Below are 24,056 nucleotides of genomic sequence, written 5' to 3' on the forward strand. Positions count from 1 at the left end.
ATCACCCTTTTCCAATTATGTGATCGATCCCTAATTTAATTATAAAAATTGAGCCTTCTCCTTCGGGTCTGTCCTCAAACGTAACATCACCTTCAAGTTGTTTGACCATTTCTTTTACATACGATAGTCCGATACCTGTCGATGCGTTACCAGCAGCATCATATTTAGAAGTAAACCCAGGTTCAAAAATTGACTCTTTATACTTTGAGGAAATGCCAGGACCATTATCTCCTATTCGAAATTCAACCAAATCATGCTCTTTATTAATGTCAATCGTGATGGTCCCCATATCTTGGATAGCTTCTACAGCGTTTGCAACGACATTGTTTATAATTGATAAAATTGTGTAAATATGATAATGAGGATGCACACCATAAACCTTGTACACAAATTGGATATCTTTCTCTAGTAAACGGGCGTATTTCTCGTTTGCTCGTACGATGATGTTTACCAATTCATATATGGACATATAATCTGTAAAACTTTCATCAGAAATCAGTTTTGAAAGTCCAGCAAAAATACGTTGGTTATCCTTTTTAATTTCATGGACTTCACCAGCGATTTTCAACGCATGATCACGTAAATCCTCAACCTGAAAGTTTATTTGTCCATCCTCTAAAGAGTCTAAACTTTTATATAATTCATAAGATTTCTTCGTTATATTTTCAGCATCTTGCAACGTTTTTTTTAAATGAACAGCATCTTCATATAAATTGGAAATGAGCATGAGCATGTGTTCATTTTGTTTTTTAATATGCCTTTCATTCGACTGTGCTTCATACAGTTTCATCATATTGAAATAGCTTAGAACTATAAAACTGTGGGAAAATGCGACAACGATTATCTCATATAGTGCCTCTGGTGTAACAGTTGTTTTTAATACAAAATATTGAATCATTAATTCTACACAGTCCGATAATATTTCGATGATGAAGCCAATAAACCCAATCATCAATGGTTGGTGATGAAATCGTTTGATTTTTGCTAAATAAAAGAGACAAGAATAAGTAAAATAAAAGAAAAAACTAGGATATTGGATATGAAAAGAAGATATCCAATCCATATTTTCCTGTGTGATGAGGTCTATCAGGATACGAAATTCTACAACCACCATTCCTGTTAAAAAACCCGGGAAAAATGCTGGCATTCGCCGAAATAATAACAAAAAAAAGAAAAATGTTGGTGCACCAAAGCTCATTCGAAACGTCTCATTAAAGGGGAAAAACTTTATTTCACCTGCTAAGGGTACTGTAAATATCATCAGAACCAAAATATAGATGTCTTTTTTTACTAAATTACTGAGATTCAAGATAATCACTTCCCAATTTTGACTAACAATCAGTATACAAACCCGTTGAGATTAATACAACACTTACGCTATTTTTTATAAATACTACATATCAGATACAAACAAAAGAATTAAACATTGTGAGTATTCTTGATATTATTCAGCTTTAAAACAGGAAGATGCTATGTAACACAAAAATGCTCAGACACATTATACAGTCTGAACATTTTTGTGTTCGTTCTGGCACCAAAACATACATGATGGTTTTTAGAAAATACTTAAATCCCATTCTTGTGCAATACGTTTCAATAACATAACTCCTGGTAAACTATTCCCATATTCATCAATTGCTGGTCCATAAATACCAATACCACATCCATCTGAAAACGGTAGTTCGCTCTTTAGCCTTGACGGGACGAGTGTCATTATCCCTCCGGACACCCCACTTTTAGCTGGCAATCCGATGAAAGCAGCAAATTTGCCAGATGCATTGTACATTCCACAAGTGAGCATTAAAGCTTTTGTTAATTTAGCTACCTCTTTAGGTAAGATTTGTTCTTTACGAATAGGGTGATATCCATCATGTGCAAGTATAAGTCCTATTAAGGCTATGTCTTCTGTATTTATTTCTATCGAACATTGTTTCAAGTAAACCTCTAGTGCTTCCTCCACATCCGATTCTAAAAAACCATTCTCCTTTAAATAATGTGCCAAAGCTCTATTTCGATGGGCTGTTTGCCATTCAGATTGAAACACTTTTTCATTAATAGCTGGGCGCTTCCCTATCATTTTTTCGATTAATGCATAAACATGTTCTAATTTTTCTTGTGCCGACGTTCCTGGCAGAAGCGAAGCTACCGTAATCGCTCCGGCATTAATCATAGGATTAAACGGTTTTCCGGGTTTATGCATCTCTAAACGAATTATCGAGTTAAAAGCATCTCCAGTTGGCTCTACATCAACACGCTCTAACACATAAGAAATACCTCGGCTTAAACAAGCAGCTATAAAGCCAATTACTTTTGATATGCTTTGTAAGGTAAAAGGTACCTTCCAATCGCCTGACTTTATCATTGTTCCATCTGGCTCTATGATACAAATACCTAATTGCGATAAATTTATCTTTCCCAAAGCTGGAATATAACTGACGTTTTGTCCTTTAGCAGCATAGGATCGATAATGTGCTACCCATTGATCTAAGCAAGCCCTCCTTTGACTCTCAACTTGAACGCTATACTCCTTTATCATTTAACCTTATTCCCCCGTCCTATTAATTTTATACAGTATACATTTTTCTTTATGGAGAATAGACAAAAAGTGCGAAAAAACACTGTCAAGACGGTCACCTTTCTATATAGATTGATAGGTAATAGCACATTCAAATTTTATATAACCTAACCAATTATAAGCTATATTGCTCTTAAGGGTAATGCAATGCGGCTAAATCAAAAACAGCTGTTTTTTCTTTTTCTACCGATATAAGCAGCTAAACATACTTTTACTTAATAGAACTGTGATGTTTAAAAAATCATTTTAAAGGAATCGACCATTACTTTCTCTGCTTTTCAGGATCCTCTATTTATGATCTTAATATAGTTGCAATATATGAACACCTTTTACTATTCTGCATCCGTTAGTTGTTAAAGAATCTGTTTCAAAACTCTTGAGTTACAACACTGTTTTTTATTGTAATCAGTTTTATTTGCACTAGAACCAAGAAAGATATTCAGACATATTACAGTCCGAATATCTTTTTTATTACATACTTTTCTTTTCAGAAGTTGAAGCATCCTTATAATGCTCCCAACATTCAACGTTTTCAAGCCCTTTAATGCTGTCTTTATAAAAAATAGGATCTTTACCCGCTTTTTTCTGTTTCATGTAATCATGTAACGCAGCAAAGGCTGTTTTTGATAGGAATGAAATAGCAATTAAATTTATGATAACCATAAAGCCCATAAATAAATCTGCTAAATCCCATACAAATTGGACCTTTGCAACAGAACCGAATACAATCATGGCTAACACGCTTATTCGATATACCATCAACCCTACTTTACTATTGTTTAAGAATCGAATATTTGTTTCTCCGTAATAATAGTTACCAATTAAAGCACCAAATCCAAATAGGAAAACAAAGATAGCAAGACAGCCTGATGCCCAAGAGCCGATATGTTCACTTAATGCTGCCTGTGTAAGTGCAATACCAGTTAGCCCTGGTTGTTTGTATGCATCAGAAAGTAAAATAATAAAGGCTGTGCTTGTACAGATAATCAGTGTATCCGTTAATACGCCAAATGCTTGAATAAGTCCTTGTTTCACCGGATGGCTTGTTGTTGCCGTTGCGGCAACGTTTGGCGCACTTCCCATACCAGCTTCATTTGAGAATAAACCACGTTTAACTCCATTCATAAGCGCTGCACCGATTGAACCGCCCGCTATTTGTTTAAAGCCAAATGCGTTTTGAACAATAAGAGAAAGAACCTCCGGCATTTTTGTTATATTCGTAATTACAACAAATAATGCAACACCAATGTATAACACCGCTAGGAACATTACCTTGTATTCAGCCATTTTGGCAATACGCTGCACACCGCCAAAGATAATCACAGCGAAAGCAATTGCCATGATAATCCCTAAAGTTAAACGATCTGTACCGAATGAGTTCTGAAAAGCAAGTGTAACGGTATTTGATTGGACAGAATTGAATACAAGACCGAAAGTAATCGTAATTAAAATGGAGAATAATACTCCCATCCAACGTTTGTTTAATCCTTTTTCCATATAATAGGATGGACCACCGCGGAAACTATTTTTATCTTTCACTTTATATATTTGCGCTAACGTACTTTCAACAAAGCTGGATGCTGAGCTAATAATAGAAATAATCCACATCCAGAATACTGCTCCAGGACCGCCTAATGCAATCGCAATCGCAATTCCTGTGATATTTCCCGTTCCAACGCGAGCGGCCATACCAACACAGAACGCTTGAAATGGTGAAATTTCATCTTTAGAACCAGCTTTCCCTTCCATTAACACACGGACCATTTCCTTTAACATTCGAAACTGTACAAATTTCGATTTAAATGTGAAATAAACTCCGCAAGCAACAAGCATAATAATTAACAATTTAGACCACATAAAATCATTTGTTGATGCCAATAGATCCGACAAAAATTGTCCCATATCATCACCTCATATCAAAATTAAGTAACCCCTAATCCATATAAAATAATCTTATTTTTCCGACATAACTAAACTCGTCTCATATACACATGTAACACAGGTAAAAATTTTCTATGAAAATGGTATTTCCTCGATTATACGAATATCCGTAACATGTAACCGTACAGCTGACATCTTAAAAGGCCTGATACTTCTACATGTGGATGCTCTAGCTCCTCCTGCAGAAAATAGTTTTTATCCAGAAATGTTGCTGCACCATCATGCTTGTTCTGTATGCCGGATTTATAAATTTGAATTATATAGATCCTTTTTGTCTCTATTTATTATTTGCAAAGGGGATTAAATGAATTTTCTGAAAACTCAAGTAAATTCAAGCGCTTTCATATTTGTTCTAGAGTAATGTCTCTTTATTTTCTAATTAAAGCTTCTTAGAAAAGCACTTAACTGCTCTGGTATTCCCCTTCTAAATTAATACATGATATAAATAGATTTACTCCCTCCACTTTTCTTCAAATTTTCGCACCAGAACTTTCATTAATTTATAATCAGCACTACAGAATCTAACCAAAAAGTACATGGTTTTACAAAAAAGATTTTTTAACTATCAGAAAAGTGATTTTGGTGCAAAAACTTCAAAAAATCGCAATCAATCTCTAAACCTTTAATATACTGAAACTATTATCCTGAAAAGAGTACATAATTAGTATGGAAAAATAAATCTTGTTTAGCTAAAGGTTTCCTTATTTGAGTAAGTTAGTAGAAGGATCGAATAATAACTAAGGAAATTAACTATTTTAAACTGAAATTAGTTTAACGTTGAAGACCCGTATTTTTCCGACATATCCCACAAAGAATTCAGCGTGTTTGTATCATTTTAAACAACTATATAGCAAAAAAATATAATAAGCCGACGGTTCCTTAGTGTAGGAATCATCGGCTTTCTAGCGTACGAAATAACGGATCTTAAACAAAAACTACACTGAAATCTAGTTCTCTATAGTAAAATTGCATAAAAAAGGCCACTTTTGTGAGTGGCTCCAAAAAGAAGGAATGATCACCGCAACCATTAAGCGTACCAATATGAAAAGGAATAAGAACACCATAGGTTTTTTACACTCCCATCGGTAATCATTTTTTTAAAAGATTTTTAGAAATTTAAAGATGAAGTATTGTATACATGCAAGTATGACTAATAATGAAAAGTTGTAAACACTGAATTTGATTAAATACTTTTTGCTCTCTTTACGGTTAGCCTGAATGAATAGTTTATAGGAGATTACACTGGCTAAAGATGCGATAATTGTTCCAAGTCCTCCGATATTTACTCCTAATAATAAGGGTTTCCAATCAGAAGTAAAGTTTGACAAAAGAATTGAAGTAGGCACATTGCTTATCAATTGACTCAAAAATATGGAACTAAAAAAGATCGATGTTCCTCCTCTTAAATTGGCGCGAGCAAATGTGTCCATGGCATTTGAGTTAGATATATTTCCAATAAAAATAAAAAAACAGACAAAGGTTATCAGAAGAAAATAATCAATCTTAAATAGTAATTTTCTATTCAAAATAAATACTGTTATCAATGTGATTATTAGCGCAATGTAATAATTGATGACTCCAAAAATAGACGCGATAATAATGACAAGTATCAGGCTCCAGACTGTAGCTTTTTTTCGATCCTCTATAGTGATAACAGGGAATTCTATTTTTACTTCTGTTTTATGAAGCTTTTGAGTAAACATAAACAACGAACTGATGCCAAGCACAGCAAATAACAGGATTGAACCAAAAAATGGGATGAGCTTAATTCCATAGTAAGAATAGATGTACAAATTTTGCGGATTCCCTATAGGCGTCAAGCTGCTTCCGATATTTGCCGCAATTGTCTGCAGGATAATCGTATCCATCATATTCATTTGTGTCCTTTTACTAATGACAAGTGTTATTGGTACAAAAGTGAGCAAAGCGACATCATTCGTTACAAACATGGAGCAAATAAAGCATAACAAAATCAGAATAACTGATATTGATCTGCTGTTATTGCATTTATTCAATATAGCAACGGCAAGTTTGTCTAATAACCTTAGCTCTTCAAAGGCCTTTATGGCCACCATTAGATTAAATAAACTAACCAGCACTTCAAAGTTAATATATTCGATCCTTGGCGGATATATTAAACAGCTTACAATTGCCAGCATCAGTGAAATGGTAAGCACTATATCCTTTTTTAAAAATACAAATTTCATAAGGATTCTTTTTTTATTTTGGACGAATATTAATTCTTTCACAATACACCACCTGTAAACTATGTTAGTAGAAAGAAATAGAAGATCAATTCTTACCTTTAATAGACATTCTCTAATATATATCCAACAAAGGCCATGGATTACATTAAATTTAATAGCTTTTCTTGTCAATTAGTTGTTCCATAATCTAGCCCTTAAATGGAATAATATGACTAACGTTTTTAAACAACAATAAAATAAGGTATTTTTTATGTGTGGCTACTATCAAAAAGCATGCTTTATAACAGGCCCGATATGTCTAGAAAAGAGTATGTCACAAGGTCCTGAATGAGAATTTTGCAATATGTCATCCCTGCAAAAAACTTTATGACATATAGAAACAGTTTTTTAGCGTGGCTGAATTGAGGAATTTTTTCTTCTTAGAGCCCTTAACGTTGTAAATCCGCGTAATGTTGGCGGGACCCTATTAAGGGTTTAGTTGAGAAAAACTAATGTAGTTTTATTATCCTAAGTATAATATCACATATAAACTAAATATGTTGTTTTTTGAAAATTCCGTAAAATAAAGTTATTAAACTCTGATTTCAAATCGATACTTAACAAGTGCTATGCAAAAAAGGACAACCTAATGCAGCTTATTGCTACAGGTTTGTCCTTTTTATGTTTTATAAGTAAACTTCAATTCTCCACCTAATTAATTTATTTGACATCTAATGTATCTATAAGATCCTTTCATAGGATCTTAAGTTTTTGTGATCAACCAATTAAGATTAACTATATCGCCTTTTTTAGAGTGTAACTTCCACCAATATGCTTATAATTTTTTAAGCTCCCATGAAAATTATACGTAGCAGGTTACGTATGAGGTTAATAAGGCGGTTTCCTTACAAGAGTAAGAGGCCGCCTTTTTTCTTGCTACCGATAATGAGCTGTTATATAAACTCCACACGAATACAATATGCATAATTTTTGTTCTTTTTTGGAAATATAAAATGGTACCGTTTATAAGAAAAAGCATGGAATAATGACCCTTCTAAAAATAGTAATCCTGAATTATGGATAAGGAAGTGACCTACGATGATTAAGAACTCCAAAGATCGCATTACAACAATTCAAGCAGCTGTTATCGTTATCAATTATACACTTGGAACGGGGATTTTAACCTTGCCACGAGCAGCTGCAGAGAAAGTGAAAACACCAGATATCTGGTTAACTGTAATTTTAGGTGGGCTAATCGCGATGATGATAGGCGTTATTGTAGTCAAATTAGGTCAACAGTTTCCAGGAAAAACTTTTTATCAATACAGCCAAGAAATTGTAGGGAAATGGATGGGCGGGTTACTAAGTTTACTCCTTGTATGTTATTTTGTAATGATGGGTGGGTTTCATACCCGTGCATTAGCAGAAATAACAAGTTTCTTTTTATTGGAAGGCACCCCGTCTTGGGCCATCGTGATGCCATTTATGTGGGTGAGCCTCTATCTAATCATGGGCGGCATAAATCCCATTGCACGCCTGCTTGAAATTATCCTCCCCATTGCGATCGGATTTTTTTTGTTGGTTGCCTTTATGAGTTTCAAAATATTTGAGATAGATAATATCCGCCCGGTACTGGGATTGGGAATCATACCAGTACTAAAAGGAATCAAAACAACCGCTCTCTCATATACAGGTTTTGAAAGCATGTTGATTATAATGGCGTTTATGAAACAGCCAAATAAAGCAGTAAAAGCTGTTCTAGTTGGAATTTCTATCTCACTGATTGTTTACTTGATAACTGTTATAATAGTCATCGGTGTGTTTTCCATCGATGGAGTGATAACAAGAACATGGCCGACGGTTGACCTCATGCGAAGTTTTGAAATAACCGGTTTGATATTTGAACGATTTGAGTCTTTTTTGCTCGCAATATGGATTATGAAAATGTTTACTTGCTTTAGCATTGGTTATTATGCTGCTTCTTTGGGACTGGCGCAACTTTTTCAAAAGAACATTCATCCATTTATGTTTGGCCTGCTTCCGGTTATTTACATCATTTCTATGATTCCGAAAAATACTAATGACCTATTTAAATTCGGGGATATGATGGGCAATTTTGCGTTTTTTTTATTTGGTTTACAACCGCTGCTACTTCTGCTTGTCTTAGCATTAAAAAAGAGGAAGCGTGAAGTAAAATCATAACAAAATACAGTTTCTTTTGATTTCACTGTTGGTTTTTTTTCTTCTTGCTTTTATTGAACGTTAGAACAGCCCCGAAGTTGAAAGGACTTCATAGATTTCTAAATACATCGACTTCCGATAAAAAAGTAAAATAAAAAATGCTCCCAGGATGAAGCATTTTTTATTTACCAAACAAGAACCACTTTAACTTTTGGTAAAAACTATTTTTTTGTTGTGTTACTGCTATTTCTTTTTCTGCTTGCCTGTTTCTAATGTTTTCTAAAAATAGTTGATCGCGTTTTCTAGTGACATATCAGGGTGCTTCATCAAATCTATAAGATTCCGTAAAACTAAAACACCTTCGTCGAGGATGATTCACCTTCGGACAAGTGATGGCTCACTTGTCATCTCGATTGCCCGACTGTTCGAGCTAAAATAGCTTGAATCCTTTTTCTCTTTGTATGCGTCTACTCTCGCTAAAGAGGTTTTAGGAAATCGTAATACTATTACTACCCCAAAATGATAAAATGAGCTTCTATGTTAAAGTTCAAGTCTTTTGACACAGTTACATCCATTCTTTCGCGAGCAGATGCCTTGCATATAATAAAAAAGAACAGATTGATTTACGGGATTAGTCCGCCCAAAATTAGAAAGAATTCATCCATCAATTGTTTGGACTTGCAGCATAAGCTACAAGTCCGCTAGGAATATATACGCTTTATTCTCTTTTATTCTATCTTTGCACCAGAACCAATTTTTTTACTCACTATTCCTTATTTTAACGTTAATCAAACAAGGTGAATTATTGGTTAATCACTTCATCATCTGTTTGAGCATCTACTGGAACACGTTTTCCCATTCCAAAAGCATAAAAACTAATGACAACGATAGCCAGGAAAATAACTCCTACAATAAGCGAGATACGTGTGTCTTTATTAAACCACATACCGATTAATACCAAAATTAAATAGGCAATCGTTAAATAGTTTGTAACAGGCGCAAAAGGCATTTTGAATGGATGATTGTCCATTTCAGCTCCTTTTACTTTTCTGAATCGAATTTGGCTAATTAGAATAACAAACCATGGAATCATACCAGGAAGAACACTTGCACTGTATACATACACGAATAATTTTCCTGGTGCAATATAATTTAAAATAACGCCAACTGCTAAACCAATTAGCACACCAATCGTACCGAATAAAGGCACACCGTTATGAGAGATTTTTGTAAAGTACCTTGGTGCTTGTCCATTCGCTCCTAATGTATAAAGCATACGTCCTGCACTGTAAATACCACTGTTACAGCCAGACATTGCAGCCGTGATCACGACAAAGTTAATAAGTCCAGCTGCTGATGTAATCCCAACTTTCGCAAAAGTTACAACAAACGGACTGCCAATTGAATTTAGTTGATCCCACGGGTAAACAGTTACAATAACAAAAATCGCACCAATATAGAAGATTAAAATACGCCAAATAATACTTTGAATCGCTTCAGTTAATGTTTTTTGAGGATCTTCTGCTTCGCCAGCTGTAATCCCAATTAATTCAACACCTTGATAAGCTCCAACAACTAGTGATAGAGCAAAGAAGAACCCTGACCATCCACCTGTAAAGAAGCCGCCATTTTTCCAAAGGTTAGATAATCCAATTGCATCTCCTCCGTTACCAAATCCGAAGAAAATAAGACCAATCCCAGCAATAATCATCAATATAATTGTAACGATTTTAATTATCGCAAACCAAAATTCAAATTCACCAAATGATTTAACGGAAATTAAGTTCGCTGCACCAAGAATCACCATTGCGATGATACCTGGTATCCAAGCAGGTAGATCTGGAAACCAGTACTGCATGTATGTCCCAACTGCTATAATTTCTGACATTCCAACGATAACCCACTGGAACCAGTTACTCCATGCAGTCATATACCCTGCTAATGGATGTATATATTTATGGCCAAATGTCGCAAATGAACCTGTACTTGGCTCTAAGTACAACATTTCTCCCATTGCACGCATAATGAAGAATATAAAAATCCCTGAAATTGCATAAGCAAGCATTACTGACGGGCCTGTCCATTGAATCGTGCTCGTTGAACCCATAAATAAACCAACACCAATTGTACCGCCCAAAGCAATCATCTGAATATGACGCGCTTTCAAGCCTCTCTTCAGTTCTTCGTGTGCCATTCTATTTCCTCCCCTTACACATTAATAGCCGAAATTTTAATCAAGATACTATAATACAACCTCTATTCTGTATCGAAATGATGAAGCAAGCGTCCCTTTTTTGAGTCTTTTTTAAAACTCCTCCCTAAACTCATTCTTCACTTCTTGTTAAACATTCCTAACAGTTAGAAAGATTCTTCATCTTCCTTTCGTTATTCAGTCGACAAATTACTTAATTTATCGAATTGCACGATAAATAAGAATATTCTTCTTCCGTAATCCACTAAAAATGTAACCAGATAACCCCCTATAATAAATGGAAGTATCTAACCTAAACCTACCTTATGCATAGGTAGGAACTAAGTGAAAAAATTATGAATTACTTCAATGTGTATTCCAGCAGCGTTTAAACCATCAAATGGACTCACAATAAATGTTAACATCAACCTGCCTTGATATACTTCTGATCTACCATTAAACACACGATGTAAGAATGTTGAGAAAATTAAGGAGATAGAAATTGGATACAAGGTCATTAATACAGGGATTGAAACTGTAATTAGTTGTGTTAATCCTATATTTACTACAAGTGTACTAAACACAGACAAAATGAAAGCATTTTTTTATAAGAGCTAGCTGGAAACAATTCATAAAAAATAGAAGAACAAGCAGTGATAAGCCCTACACTCGTGGTCAAATATGCCGCTGTAATCATTAAACCTAATAAAATTGCACCCTAAGAACCAAAATAATAGTCTGAAACTTTTGCTAAAACTTTAGCGTCATTATCTAAACGAACTAGTTTTTCAATACTAGAAGCGCCCATATAGAAAAGGGCCGTATAAATAAGAGCTAAGATTACGGCAACAATAACCGTCGCTTTTGCACAAATAATCATAAGTTGTTTTTTAGTGATAACTCCTTTTTCTTTAATTGTATTCACAATAATAATTCCAAAAACAAAAGCCACAACTACGAGCAATTCGATAAATGCCAATTTAATAGGAGTTAAAAAAACCAACTAAATCAATATTTTTTGTAGGATTAAATGATAACAAGCATGAAACTATGAAAAATAAGACTGTAAATATGATTAATGCAACAGGACTTGCATCTTTCAAATGATACATTACCAGATCTAGGGATAGTGAAAAAAGGACCAATTGCTAGATAGAGAATAGTCATAAATACAATACCAAACAACAGATGTACACGTCTAGCTAAAGATTGTAAATTATTTTCACCCAAAAAAAACAAATGCTGTGATACATAGTAATGGTAATCCAACTCCAGTAATTAAAAAACATGCATTAGCTATCCATACATTCGTTCAAGCTAATTGACAAAACTTAAGCGAAAAAATTAGATTTCCTGCTTCAAGTCTTAGCTTGATGGCGATGTGACGCTATCAAGCTAAGTTTAAGTTTTCTAGAAACCACTTTAATACTAAAAAAGCAATAGAAACTGAAAGCAAAAATAAAACAAAAGGGGCTTTGCATCTGACCTTCTACTTCTTATCCCCGAATTTGTCCATTTCCACGAATCACATATTTTGTGGAAGTCAATGCAGATAGCCCCATCGGTCCCCGCGCGTGCAGTTTTTGCGTGCTGATGCCGATTTCTGCGCCGAAGCCAAATTCAAAGCCGTCAGTAAAGCGGGTCGAAGCATTATGGTAGAGCGCCGCGGCATCGACGGACGTGAAAAACTTGCTGACGTTTTCCTCGTTCTCTGTAATGATCGCTTCGGAATGCATGGAGCCATAAGTATTAATGTGGCGAATCGCTTCTTCAACAGAGGAAACGATTCTGACTGCTAGCGTAAGAGACAAAAACTCTGTTTCCCAGTCTTCTTCTGAAGCGGGTACAAGAGAAGAATCAATTGCCAATGCTTTCTTATCTCCACGCAGCTCCACTCCTCTTTCCTTCAAGAAAGAAAATAGCTCGGTACCGAATCGCTGCGCCCAATTCTCATGAAGTATAATTGTTTCAATAGCATTGCATACAGACGGACGCTGTGTTTTGGCATTTACGATAATATCAAATGCCATCTGTTTATCTGCTGTTTCATCAATGAAAATGTGACAATTTCCCGCACCTGTTTCCAATACAGGAACAGACGCTTCTCTCACTACAGTATCTATCAACTGCTTGCCACCTCTTGGAATAAGAACATCCAAGTACTCGTTCAATGTAAACAGCTGCTTTGCGCTGTCTCGTGAATTGTCTTCAATGAGCTGTACGCTTTCTGGAGGCAAGCTCGTTTGTTTGAGCGCTCGATGAATGACAGCGACGATGGCTTTGTTGGAATAAGCGGCGGAAGAACTACCACGCAAGATTACTGCGTTACCTGTTTTCAAGCAAATTGTAGCCGCATCTACCGTCACGTTCGGCCGCGCCTCGTAAATCATCCCGACAACACCAAGCGGCACGCGCATCTCCCGAATAGACAATCCATTCGGCCGTTCCCATGCAGCTACACATTCTCCGACAGGATCGCGCAAATCAATCAGCTGCCGGATCCCTTCTGTCATATCAATAATGCGCTGTTCATTCAGCATGAGGCGGTCGAGGAGAGAGGCAGACATTCCTTTCGCTTTACCTTGTTCGATATCCCGTTTGTTCTCCTCCAAAATATAGGATGTCTCTACTATCAATTGCTCAGCAACAGCCGCCAGTGCCTTATTTTTTTCATTAGTCGATTTGGTCACAAGCTCTCCCGCAATCTGTTTCGCTTTTTGTCCCTTTGCCAACACTTCATTCATTTTCGTTTCCCCCTTTTAAAGATTAAAAAGTATAAAATTTGAGACGTGTCCAACTCCGCCAACTAGGCACTACAATCCAAGACTCTCCTGCATAGATGTTAGTTGAATCAATTAGACGCTTAGAGCGGGAATAGACAAACAACGCCTTTTAGGACAGAGGGCCATGTGTTCTTCAATTGAACGAGCCATCTCTCTTATTCTTAAAATGAAACCCAATTATTCCTATGAATGACCTCATAGCTATGTCTTTCGCCTCGCGCTTGAATGTCGTGGCTCTGCATACCTTTTAGCTCCCGCAATTCCTCTGCACTATATCTGCATTGTCCTTTCCCTATCACGCGTCCTTGTTGTGTGATGACCTCCACGACTTCGCCGGCTTGAAAGATCCCAAACACACCGGTAACACCGGCAGGCAGAAGACTTTTTCCACGCTGAATGATAGCAGCGGCTGCTCCGGTATCCACTTCGATTTGTCCGCTGACAAGCGAATGCAGCGCGATCCATTGCTTGTTCATTTTGATCACTTTTTGAGGTGTATTGCCGATATACGTCCCATCACCTTTACCCTTCAAAACATCTAAAAACTTCTCCCCTCCACGTCCTGTTCCGATGAATACACTCACACCGAGAGATAGTGCCATCTTTGCCGCATCGATTTTCGATTTCATGCCGCCAGTACCAAGTTTTGAGCCAGCATCTCCAGCAAGGGAGGCAATTTCTTCCGTAACGGTAGGGAGAAAGTAATACTTTTTCGCGTCCGGATTTTTCTGGGGATTCCGGTCATACAAACCGTTCACATCCGTAAAAATCATGAGCATGTCCGCCGAGACAAGTCCGCTTACTAAAGCTGATAGCATGTCATTATCACCAAACGTCAGCTCCTCCAAAGAAATAGAATCGTTTTCATTGATTATAGGAAGAGCGGAGCGGTTTAGTAACTCCGATAAAGTAGCGTAGGCATTGCTGTATTGTTCTTTTCTGGAAAAATCGCTTCTTGTCAGCAGAAGCTGCGCAGTAACAATCCCATATTTGCGGAATTCCTCCGTATACGCCTGCATCAACAGACTTTGTCCGACAGCGGCAGCAGCCTGCTTCCCTTTAATTGTCACGGGTCGGCCGGGATACCCGAGAGCGGAAAAACCTGCGGCGACTGCCCCAGATGTAATCAGCACGACTTCATGTCCTTCCTGCTTCAGTCGCGCCAAAGCTGCGACGTGATCTGAAAGCTGTTCGCCAGAGATGCCGCCATGATTCGCTGCCAAGGAACTGCTTCCGATTTTTACGACAATTCGTTGTTTTTTCACTTTTGTACCCCCTAGTCTAAAATAAAAGTTCTTGTAAATTGTGCTGCTTCTTTTTTCAAATGGAGACAAACTATTCTTCTACCACGTGCAATTTGCAGCAATGCCCCCCTCACCAATGATGCCTGTCTCGTGATAAAGAGCCAAATAAAAAAGACCGCTCCGTCCTTAAAAAAGGACGAAACGGTCATTGTTCCGCGGTACCACCTTCATTGATATAAATCTATATCCGCTTGTCGCCTGTAACGCAGGCATACGCCTAAACTTTCGTTTAAGACTCAGGGATAGGTTCGATAATTTCTATACGAGGAATCTTTCAGCCTGCGGATTCCACTCTCTGGCGCAAGAAGACATATGTACTAGTTCCCTTCAACGATTTACACTTTAATTTTTATATAGTATGCGATATAACGCATTTTTATGTCAAGAGATATTTTAGAAAATAAGGAAAGATAGTGATACGTTTATATTCTCTAAAATTATTTAAAATATTATTGAGTGGTATATAACAAAAAATATTAAATAATAGAAAATGTACTTGTTTAGTGCAGAGTAAAAGTGATTTCTATATATTTTTTGTATTGCAAAAAGTAATGTACTCTCTTAAAATGTTTTTTTATACGAATCTCGATATAGTTTATAATGTTTATTTTTTCTGTACGGGGATATGATTATTTTTCTAGAATAACAATCCCAAACCAATAAAATTTATACTAAAAGGAGCAAGAGCGAGTTATTATGAACAAACAAATAGGATTCATCGGATGTGGAAACATGGGTATCGCTATGATAGGTGGAATGATTAACAAAAATATAGTTTCTTCAGATAAAATAATTTGTTCAGATGTAAGTATTATTAATTTGAAAAATGCTAGTGAAAAATATGACATAACTACAACTACTGACAACAATGAAGTAGCTAACAATGCTGATATTTTAATTTTATCAATCAAACCAGACCTATACTCATCAGTAATTAACCAAATAAAAGAGCAGATAAAAAACGATGTAATAGTCGTAACTATTGCTGCAGGAAAAAGTATTGAGAGTACTGAGAATGCTTTCGGCAGAAAGTTAAAGGTTGTTAGAGTAATGCCTAATACACCGGCTCTTGTTGGAGAAGGAATGTCTGCGTTATGTGCTAATGAAATGGTTACAGAAAAAGATTTAGAAGACATACTAAATATATTTAATAGCTTTGGCCAAACAGAGATAGTAACTGAAAAATTAATGGATGTTGTAACATCTGTAAGTGGTTCTTCTCCAGCATATGTATATATGTTTATAGAAGCCATGGCAGATGCTGCTGTACTAGATGGTATGCCAAGAACACAAGCATATAAATTCGCAGCTCAAGCTGTGTTAGGTTCAGCAAAAATGGTACTTGAAACAGGAATACATCCAGGCGCACTTAAAGATATGGTTTGTTCTCCGGGCGGAACGACAATAGAAGCTGTAGCAACATTAGAGGAAAAAGGCTTAAGAACAGCTATCATTTCAGCTATGAAACGTTGTACTCAAAAATCTGTTGAAATGTCCAGGTTAACTAATAAGTAAGAAACTACGTTTAGAGGTAATATCACATCCATCAATTTAAGCTATTTTAAAATAAGAATCCTGTCATTAATTTCTTTTAGGGGTACCGAAACATGGCCATCAAGCTAAGAAATTCTTTTCTCTTCACAACAAAAAAAGAATCTAACTTCTTATAAATAGTTGTAGAGAAAGAAAATTTTTGTTATGAATTATTTTATTTTTTAGCCTGACAGGCATGTAGGCTACCCCTATATGTAGTACATACTATTTCTCTAATTCTTTGGTTGTTCAATTGCCCCAGATACATCATAATAACTAAGATCAAGTTCTGTCTGTTCACCAAGAGCAAGTTTTGCAAGTTCAGAACCTAAGTAAGGCCCTGCTGTTAGCCCAGAAGCACCAAGTCCGTTAGCAACTAGTATGCCTTCAAAGTTAGGTAATGCACCAATTACAGGAAGAAATCCTGGGGTAAATGGTCTATATCCAACTCTCGTTTCAAGTACCGTACTATTTGATAGACCCGGAGCAATCGATAACGCTTTATCGAATACTTCATGTAATCCACCTGCTGTTACTCGGTAATCAAATCCAGTATCATTTTCATGTGTCGCACCTACTACGACACGACCATCTTCAAATGCAAGAATATACTGGTCATTTGGCGGCATAACAACAGGCCAACTTTCTGTATTTATTTCTGGCATATGGAGATGAACAATTTGCGCTTTTTGGAATGTAACTAAGAAATTAACACCAAGCGGCTGCAATAACTCATTTGCCCAAGCACCCGTAGTTACGATAACTTGATCAGCTGTTAAAGTCTCACCATTTACTTCAATGCCAATAACTCGATTATCTTCATGAACTAATGATGCATCTCCCATGATACATACAGCACCATGCTTTTTAGCTGCATTTACAAGAGACTGACGAAGTGCTCTACCGTTTACACGAGCAGCACCGCTAATATGTACAGCGCTATATTCTTCTGATAACGGCGGAAATAAGCTCTTTGTCTCGGAACTTGATAGACGAGTAATTTCACCGATTTCCGGAGCATCCTCACGTCGTTTAAATGCCCGCTCTTCCATTTGATCTAATTTTTTCTCTTCTGTATGAAGACTGATCGCACCTACACGTTTATAACCTGTATCCGTTTCGCCATCTGCTTCTAATTGTTGAATAAGGGAAGCATAGTAACGAGCCCCGCCTTTTGCGATTTGATACCAAGCTTTATTCCGACGCTGCGAAAGCCAAGGACAGACAATTCCTGCTGCTGCATCCGTTGCCTGCCCTAAATCTTGACGATCAACCAATGTAACACGAGCCCCTGCTTTTGCAAGATGATAAGCAGTAGATGCTCCGAGAATCCCAGCCCCAACTACAATATACGTTTTCATTTATAACACCTTTTCCTTTTTCATTCTTTAATACGTTCCAGAAATTTGATCTATAAATGATCAAACATACTTTTACCTTTAAGATAAATTTCTTTATTCAGTATACTGGAAGGGGATTTTTTTTCAACTATAGCACTGCTTTTATTACACAATAATCCAGCGCTATAACAAATTAAATACTTATATTTTTTGAAGCTAGTTCAAAGTTCACCTTATTCGCTGAACGCACATTAAAGAGAAAGAATAACACTCCTCCTGCAATAGGCATGATATAAGAAGGAAGAATATTTAATAGAGCTCCTGATGAAATCATCGCCATAGGAAGCATTATTTTCGCGGTACTAATGCCAATGCTTAACACTCTACCCCTATATTCATCTGGAATCTCTTTTTGCATAAAATAAGCGAGAGGGATATCAATAAACGCTATGACTACCCCAAACAAGAACATGATGACAATGAAATAACAGGTGTTAACGATGGAGCTCAGGTGTAAACTTTTCAGCAAAACTGGAACTCCTAATAAAATCATAAAAATCGCTAAAGCAAAGCTTAAATATTTTAAAAGAATGGAATAGGAAATTCTTTCTGTGATTTTTTTTACTAATAAAGCTCCTAAAATCATCCCCACAGGAAAGGCCCCTTGGATTATACCAAACTCCTTTGACCCTAGCTTTAGAACTGTATTGATCATATACGGTAATGGAACAGTTACAGCAAAACCGAGAAAGAAATTAATTAAAATTAAGATCGTAAATGTGCTTTTAATTCTCTTTCTTTCAAATAAATAGTTAAACCCATCTTTCATATCTCTTATCAAATGAATTTTTCTATTTGAATGATTTTCATTTATTTCGTGATTGAAGAGCTTAAAATGAATAAACATCATTGATAATCCAGAAAGGATAAAAGAAATTCCATTTATAATAATAAAGGTTCTAATATCAAAGATCGCAAAAACAACTCCTCCTAACATGGGACCCATAATAGAAGAGATTGAATCAATTATTTTACTAATAGAATTAATATTCATCAACATTTTTTCAGATACAATGTTTGGCTTCACTGCTTCTAAACATATTCCAAAGAAAGTAGCAAACACCGTCAACAGGAATGTGGTAGCGTAAATGATAAGTAAATTCAATTCATATTTCATACATAATATATAAACCGAAACTAACAAAATTCCACTAAGAAGATCCATACAAATAACTAACGTCTTTTTATTGACCTTATCTACTATCACCCCAGCAAACGGATTGATGATAATCATCGGAATAATTCCTAATATAAGAGTAACTGCAAAGCTTAAGGCCGAACCCGTCAGCTTTAAAACGTATAATCCTAACGCAAAATTATAAATAGCCGTACCAAATATTGATACAGTCTTTCCTGCAAAATAGAGGAATAGGTTTTTTATTTCTATTTTTCTCTTTTCATTCCTTATACTCATTTGTAATGCATCCATAAATACTCCACCTCGCTTAACTTTTTATATAACAAAGTGTAAGCTGTTGGGTGAACCCGACAACAATAGGTGCAATCCATAAATTTTTAATAGAAAATGAAAAAAAGATAGGGTTAACCCTACCTTTTACCAAAAAATGAATATGAATATATTTCTTCCCCTTGCACAAAGAAATTTTCGTACTTTCCACCTCGATCAATATATTTTGAAGTCCTTTCCTCAAGAGGGATATACTCTAAACTGTTGATGTTTTCCTTAATTTTTCTAGCTATAAAGTTGTCTCTAAATCTAGCTTCGATTTTACTTTTGGTGCTAAAATTTTTAAAAGCAATAAATGATCCCAACAAGTAACAATCAGATTTGAAAAGAGAAACCACTTCACGAAGCAAAAACTCCTCATGTTCAAAGCTATAATTACTAGTACCTGAATGGTCAATCACGATATCGACAGAGTATTCCTGTATAGGTATATCTAAAAAGTCAGCGCAAATAAAGAGAATGTTTCTTTTGAAACCAGTTCTTTCTAATACACCTTTTAAAAATCGATGCCGCTCTAAGTTGCGATCAATGGCAATATACAGGCAACTTTCCGGTAATTCCCGAAAAATATTTCGCAGAAAAAAACCAACTCCAGATCCTAACTCAAGTAATACTTTATCGTTTAAGTCTAATTGACCAAGTTTCCTCTTTGACCATTCTCCAACTTTATGGACATTTTCCAAATAAGCTGGATCAGTTACATGAATATATTCAAGAACAAATTCTTCATGATGAGGGCCAGTAACCGCTTGAAATGAATTACCAACCTTTAAAATGCCTGATTCAACAAGATATTCTTCACCACAATCGCAAATTAACTTTCCCTCTATAATTTGATTTCTATTTATCATTCCATCTTGAAGAATAAGTTTTTCACTACATCTTAAACATTTCAGCATATCGAGTACTTTTAAATCAATCCCCATCACCACGCTTGAACCTTTAGATTTTGCTGTTAACTCATCTAATTTCGTCTTTAAATTGTTCTTTATTTCTACTAAATTATTTATTTCCCGCTCAACCTGCTTATATTTATCCATAAATAAAGATTGATAGTACGTATCATGTTCATAATCCGTAAATTCACCAAAATTTTTATACAGAAAAAATTTTTTAATCTCGTTTAAACGAAAGCCCATCCCTTTAAATTCTAAAATAATCTCTAAATCATTTTGACAGCGCTCATCAAAAAAATAATGTCCTCCCTTCTTTTCAGGTACAATTAACCCTAAATCCATATAATGCCTAATTGTATCAATACTCAATTGATTTACTTCTCCAAATTTACCAATCCTCACTATATCACTACCCGTACGTATTATTTATTCATGAGTCCTTCTTTTCTTACACAAAACCACTTTTATATCTACTATACTTTCTCTATTAAACTAGAAGGTTTCCGAAATTTCGTCGCTTGTTCAAAAGCATAACCAATCTTAATTAATATTTTTTCACTAAAAGCCGTTCCAGCAAAAGTAATGCCAAATGGACGTCCGTTTTCCATATATCCTGCTGGCAAAGCAATTGATGGATAACCTGCTTTGGCAGAAAGAGTCGATCCTATATATGAAGGAAATAAGATCGCATCTAGATTATATTTTTGAATTGCAAAATCTATCCCTTCATCCTGCGAATAATAAAGATCTTCTAATTTCGCCATTATGTATTCTGAATTACATAATGTATTTGGTAGAGATTCTCTATATTCAAGCATATTTTGTCCATACTTTAATGCTTTATCACCATTTTTATTATTAAATTCTATTAATTCGTGATCATTATGAATAGGAGCCTGTGATGGTAGTTGATACAGATAGTTTCCTAAACTATGTTTTATCTCATGAGTTGGCACTTCATAACTCCATTTTCTATGGAAAGAAGGGATTTCAATATTCTCTATTACTTCTGCTCCAGCTTCCTTTAAGACTTGAATGACTTTATAAAATAACGATTCATCAAATTCACCCGGTAGAAAATTCTCTTCGGAAAATTGCTGGTACACACCGATGCGAGCGCCTTTTAATCCATTCTTATCTAAATACATTGTATAATCTTGTACAACATTTCCTTCGCAGCGATAAGTTGCTGGATCTAGTTCGTCTTTACCACTTAATATACCTAATAAAAGAGCAGCATCTTCTACAGTTCGAGCGATTGGCCCTGCAGTATCTTGTGAATACGTAAATGGAATGATGCCGGTTCTACTAATGAGTCCAACAGTCGGTTTGATGCCAACTACAGAATTTTGTATTGCTGGACTTAGGATAGATGCATCTGTCTCTGTACCAACTGATAATACTGTAAAATTTGCAGCAACTGCAGCAGCGGAACCGGAGCTGGATCCGCCTACAAAAAATTCTCCAGGACCGTAAGGATTCAAAGTTTGTCCTCCTCTTGCACTATATCCAGCCCACATTTTTAACGACATGCCATTTGCTAATTCTGTCATATTTGTTTTACCGAGAATAATAGCTCCTGCGTCCCGAAGCTTTTTAACTAGAAACGCATCTTTTTGACTCACATGATTTTCTAAAGCAAGCATACCAGCACTTGTATGCATTTTATCTCCTGTTTCTATATTGTCTTTTAGTAAAACAGGAATCCCATGAAGAGGCCCTCGTTTTCCCTGTTTCTTTCGTTCATGATCTAATGATTCGGCAAGAAAAATTGCATCAGGATTCATTTCAAGTATAGCGTTTATATTAGGTCCAGCTTTATCATACTTGGCAATCTGGTATAAATAATACATAACAAGCTCTCTTGATGTGAACTTACCATTTTCCATTGCTTCTTGAATCATTGTAATTGTTAGTTCTTCTACATCTATATTATGTAAATAAAATTCCATATAATAAACTCCTTTATTGAATTGTGAAACATAACCTATGTTCGTTATCAAATATGAAATTTCCTCTTTTCCATAAAGATGCTATAAAAAGTATACTTCTTGTATTTCCTGTGCTTTTTAGCCTTATCTATGTACAAATCCGCATTTTATAGTTATATTATGGTTATTGAGTTGCTACGAAAATACAAATATCGCTTCATTTTATATCCATAAACTGTATAGAAATCCATTTGTCATAATGAATTTTATTCGGAAGGAGGTTTGCAGTTTATACGTGAGGATATAAAAGCCAGTTTTGTTTTACATGACTGGTAAACATATAGGAGGCGAGATGATGTTTCGTACAATTTCAAACTTTATGAGAGTGACTGAGATCAGAAGGAAAATCCTTTTTACTTTAGCAATGTTAATTGTTTTTCGGATTGGCACATTCATTCCAGTTCCTCATACTAATGCCGAGGTATTAAAAGTACAAGATCAAACAAATATTTTAGGAATGCTCAATGTATTTGGCGGAGGTGCCTTAAAAAACTTTTCCATTTTCGCAGTTGGCATCACACCGTATATTACAGCTTCCATCATCGTGCAGTTATTACAGATGGATGTCGTTCCTAAATTTGCAGAGTGGGCAAAGCAAGGTGAAATGGGCCGTAAAAAATCAGCTCAATTTACCCGCTACTTTACAATTGTTCTTGCATTCATTCAGTCAATAGGAATGTCTATTGGCTTTAACAATATGGCAGGTGGACAATTAATAACTAATCCAGGTTGGAAAACTTATTTATTAATTGCTACCGTATTAACTGCTGGTACTGCGTTTTTAATGTGGTTAGGTGAACAAATTACTGCCAATGGAGTAGGTAACGGAATTTCAATTATTATTTTTGCAGGCCTTGTGGCAGGAATTCCAAATATTATGAATCAAATATACCTACAACAAATTCATAATGCTGGAGATCAACTCTTTATGCATATAATAAAAATTGCATTAATTATTTTAGTCATTTTAGCAATCATTGTTGGTGTAATCTATATTCAGCAAGCAAATCGGAAAATTCCTATTCAATATGCAAAAGCTTCTACTGGGAACAATCCGTATCAAGGAGCAAAAAATACCCACTTACCTCTTAAGGTAAATAGCGCAGGTGTTATTCCTGTTATCTTTGCTTCAGCATTTTTAATGACGCCGCGGACAATTGCGCAGCTATTTCCAAACTCTGTAGTGTCCAAATGGATAAATACAAACTTGGATTTTACGCATCCAATTGGAATGTTTCTATACGTTGGCCTCATTATTTCTTTTACATACTTTTATGCCTTTATTCAAGTAAACCCTGAACAAATGGCTGAAAACTTGAAAAAGCAAAATGGATATGTTCCAGGTATTCGCCCAGGGAAAATGACAGAGAAATACGTAACAAAAATCTTATATCGCTTAACTTTTATTGGGGCAATTTTTTTAGGAACCATTTCTATTTTACCAATTATATTTACAAAAGTTTCTGATTTACCAGCTTCCGCGCAAATCGGCGGAACAAGTTTACTCATTATTGTCGGTGTAGCACTAGAAACAATGAAAACGTTAGAAAGCCAGCTTGTGAAACGCCACTATAAAGGATTTATAAAAAAAGTAAATTAACACTTCA

At 35.6% G+C, this 24,056-nt stretch carries 16 protein-coding genes, 1 pseudogene and 1 other annotated feature; of the genes and pseudogenes, 3 read left to right on the forward strand and 14 right to left on the reverse strand.

What is annotated here, in order from left to right; translation table 11 throughout:
- Position 1: 1 nt before the first annotated feature.
- The 4 genes from AB1279_RS12785 to AB1279_RS12800 form a co-directional block, all read right to left on the reverse strand.
- A complete protein-coding gene (locus AB1279_RS12785; protein ID WP_429759134.1) occupies positions 2-1,318 on the reverse strand; it encodes an ATP-binding protein in 1,317 nt (438 codons plus the stop codon).
- A 237-nt stretch (positions 1,319-1,555) separates the two neighbouring features.
- Positions 1,556-2,536 (reverse strand): glutaminase, encoded by a 981-nt coding sequence (locus tag AB1279_RS12790; protein WP_429759136.1) that lies wholly within the window; start codon positions 2,534-2,536, stop codon positions 1,556-1,558.
- 510 nt (positions 2,537-3,046) lie between these two features.
- The gene (locus AB1279_RS12795) at positions 3,047-4,477 is read right to left on the reverse strand and encodes an alanine/glycine:cation symporter family protein (RefSeq protein WP_429759138.1); all 1,431 of its coding nucleotides are present in this window, start codon (positions 4,475-4,477) and stop codon (positions 3,047-3,049) included.
- 1,136 nt (positions 4,478-5,613) lie between these two features.
- Complete coding sequence (locus tag AB1279_RS12800; RefSeq protein WP_429759140.1) at positions 5,614-6,765, reverse strand: anion transporter; 1,152 nt, start codon at positions 6,763-6,765, stop codon at positions 5,614-5,616.
- Positions 6,766-7,800: 1,035 nt separating this feature from the next.
- On the opposite strand from AB1279_RS12800, the gene AB1279_RS12805 reads away from it, so the two are divergent.
- Complete coding sequence (locus AB1279_RS12805) at positions 7,801-8,904, forward strand: spore germination protein (protein WP_429759142.1); 1,104 nt, start codon at positions 7,801-7,803, stop codon at positions 8,902-8,904.
- Positions 8,905-9,685: 781 nt separating this feature from the next.
- Here the strand turns inward: AB1279_RS12805 and AB1279_RS12810 are convergent.
- The 6 genes and pseudogenes from AB1279_RS12810 to proB form a co-directional block, all read right to left on the reverse strand.
- The gene (locus tag AB1279_RS12810; protein WP_429759143.1) at positions 9,686-11,077 is read right to left on the reverse strand and encodes an amino acid permease; all 1,392 of its coding nucleotides are present in this window, start codon (positions 11,075-11,077) and stop codon (positions 9,686-9,688) included.
- Positions 11,078-11,415: 338 nt separating this feature from the next.
- Positions 11,416-12,026, reverse strand: a pseudogene (locus AB1279_RS12815) (branched-chain amino acid transport system II carrier protein).
- Positions 12,027-12,100: 74 nt separating this feature from the next.
- Complete coding sequence (locus AB1279_RS12820; protein ID WP_429761388.1) at positions 12,101-12,241, reverse strand: branched-chain amino acid transport system II carrier protein; 141 nt, start codon at positions 12,239-12,241, stop codon at positions 12,101-12,103.
- 55 nt (positions 12,242-12,296) lie between these two features.
- Positions 12,297-12,374, reverse strand: a complete 78-nt coding sequence (locus AB1279_RS12825) for a hypothetical protein (RefSeq protein ID WP_429761390.1) — start codon at positions 12,372-12,374, stop codon at positions 12,297-12,299.
- Between the two features lie 196 nt (positions 12,375-12,570).
- Positions 12,571-13,818 carry a glutamate-5-semialdehyde dehydrogenase gene (locus AB1279_RS12830; protein WP_429759144.1) on the reverse strand — a complete coding sequence of 416 codons (1,248 nt, stop codon included), beginning with the start codon at positions 13,816-13,818 and terminating at the stop codon, positions 12,571-12,573.
- Between the two features lie 200 nt (positions 13,819-14,018).
- The gene (gene proB, locus AB1279_RS12835) at positions 14,019-15,122 is read right to left on the reverse strand and encodes a glutamate 5-kinase (RefSeq protein ID WP_429759146.1); all 1,104 of its coding nucleotides are present in this window, start codon (positions 15,120-15,122) and stop codon (positions 14,019-14,021) included.
- A 168-nt stretch (positions 15,123-15,290) separates the two neighbouring features.
- Positions 15,291-15,501 (reverse strand) — a binding site (T-box leader).
- Between the two features lie 356 nt (positions 15,502-15,857).
- On the opposite strand from proB, the gene proC reads away from it, so the two are divergent.
- On the forward strand, positions 15,858-16,676 hold the full coding sequence (gene proC, locus AB1279_RS12840; protein WP_429759148.1) for a pyrroline-5-carboxylate reductase: 819 nt from the start codon (positions 15,858-15,860) through the stop codon (positions 16,674-16,676).
- A 251-nt stretch (positions 16,677-16,927) separates the two neighbouring features.
- On the opposite strand, the gene AB1279_RS12845 is transcribed toward proC, so the two are convergent.
- The 4 genes from AB1279_RS12845 to AB1279_RS12860 form a co-directional block, all read right to left on the reverse strand.
- Positions 16,928-18,055, reverse strand: a complete 1,128-nt coding sequence (locus AB1279_RS12845; RefSeq protein WP_429749800.1) for an NAD(P)/FAD-dependent oxidoreductase — start codon at positions 18,053-18,055, stop codon at positions 16,928-16,930.
- Between the two features lie 172 nt (positions 18,056-18,227).
- The gene (locus AB1279_RS12850) at positions 18,228-19,523 is read right to left on the reverse strand and encodes an MFS transporter (RefSeq protein ID WP_429759149.1); all 1,296 of its coding nucleotides are present in this window, start codon (positions 19,521-19,523) and stop codon (positions 18,228-18,230) included.
- Between the two features lie 119 nt (positions 19,524-19,642).
- Positions 19,643-20,860 (reverse strand): MerR family transcriptional regulator, encoded by a 1,218-nt coding sequence (locus tag AB1279_RS12855; RefSeq protein WP_429759150.1) that lies wholly within the window; start codon positions 20,858-20,860, stop codon positions 19,643-19,645.
- A gap of 71 nt (positions 20,861-20,931) precedes the next feature.
- Positions 20,932-22,410 carry an amidase family protein gene (locus AB1279_RS12860; RefSeq protein ID WP_429759152.1) on the reverse strand — a complete coding sequence of 493 codons (1,479 nt, stop codon included), beginning with the start codon at positions 22,408-22,410 and terminating at the stop codon, positions 20,932-20,934.
- A 334-nt stretch (positions 22,411-22,744) separates the two neighbouring features.
- On the opposite strand from AB1279_RS12860, the gene secY reads away from it, so the two are divergent.
- Complete coding sequence (gene secY / locus AB1279_RS12865) at positions 22,745-24,049, forward strand: preprotein translocase subunit SecY (protein WP_429759153.1); 1,305 nt, start codon at positions 22,745-22,747, stop codon at positions 24,047-24,049.
- The last annotated feature ends 7 nt before the right edge of the window (positions 24,050-24,056 follow it).

It is taken from the genome of Bacillus sp. S14(2024) (assembly GCF_050473785.1).
Classification (GTDB): Bacteria; Bacillota; Bacilli; order Bacillales; family Bacillaceae_G; genus Bacillus_A; species Bacillus_A yunxiaonensis.